The organism is Pseudomonas sp. EA_5y_Pfl2_R50, from assembly GCF_963970475.1.
Lineage (GTDB): Bacteria > Pseudomonadota > Gammaproteobacteria > Pseudomonadales > Pseudomonadaceae > Aquipseudomonas.
In genome coordinates this window covers 1-540 of the sequence record NZ_CAXAPT010000101.1, presented here as the reverse complement: position 1 = coordinate 540, position 540 = coordinate 1, and the positions used below count along the sequence as shown (strand labels likewise).

1 pseudogene is annotated in these 540 nt (G+C 68.7%); it reads right to left on the bottom strand.

The annotated features are described in order from the left end of the window. Positions 1-155: 155 nt before the first annotated feature. Positions 156-540 (bottom strand): annotated as a pseudogene (locus tag AACY19_RS26905) (IS21 family transposase); the annotation flags it as partial.

Here is a 540-nt window from a genome sequence, read left to right as displayed (position 1 = left end):
GGATCGAAGCGGCGTGGCGATGCGCGCCTTCGGCGCGCAACAGATCGCTCAGGATCTCCATCGCGGTGCGCTTGCGCTGAACGCCGGTGGTGACGGCCTCGTCGAACGCACCCGCCATGCCCTTGAGCCCGAGTCCGCGCATCGCGTCGATCATCTCATGCCGCTGCATGGAGGCCTCGCAGGCTGTCGTAGCGGGCGCAGTTGGCGACCGGCGGGTGCATCAGCGCCAGATCCTCAGGCGTTACGATGGATGCGGGCCGGGGCGGCTCTCGCCGCCGTGACAGGATGTTGAGCACGACCTCGTCGCTGACCGCACCGGCGTCGAGCGCTTCGCGAACGGCGCCCTCGACGGCATCCAGACCATCGCTGAGGACGGCCGCAAGAACGCGGACGAAGCGCCGATCGGCATCGTCGTCGCTGCCAAGCTTGCGGCGCAGCCGAGCGAGCGCAGGCGGAAGATCCCAGCCTTGGAACGGCGCTCCGTTCCGCAGCGCACCGGGCTTGTTCACCAGCACCGGCAGGTAATGCCAAGGGTCGTAG